Below are 255 nucleotides of genomic sequence, written 5' to 3'. Positions count from 1 at the left end.
CAGCCACCATTTAAAGAGTGCGTAATAGCTCACTGGTCGAGTGACTCTGCGCCGAAAATGTACCGGGGCTAAACGTATCACCGAAGCTATGGATTGTACCTTACGGTACAGTGGTAGGGGAGCGTTCGAAGGGCTGAGAAGCGAGACCGGAAGGACTCGTGGAGCGCTTTGAAGTGAGAATGCCGGTATGAGTAGCGAAAAGAGAAGTGAGAATCTTCTCCATCGAAAGCCCAAGGTTTCCTGAGGAAGGCTCGT

General features: G+C 51.8%; 1 rRNA gene. It reads left to right on the top strand.

The features are described from left to right. Positions 1 to 255, top strand: a 23S ribosomal RNA gene (locus KOL94_RS25010); the annotation flags it as partial.

The organism is Alkalihalobacillus sp. TS-13, from assembly GCF_019720915.1.
Lineage (GTDB): Bacteria > Bacillota > Bacilli > Bacillales > Fictibacillaceae > Pseudalkalibacillus.
The sequence above is the reverse complement of the archived record's forward strand: the minus strand, read 5'-3'. Positions and strand labels throughout refer to the sequence as shown.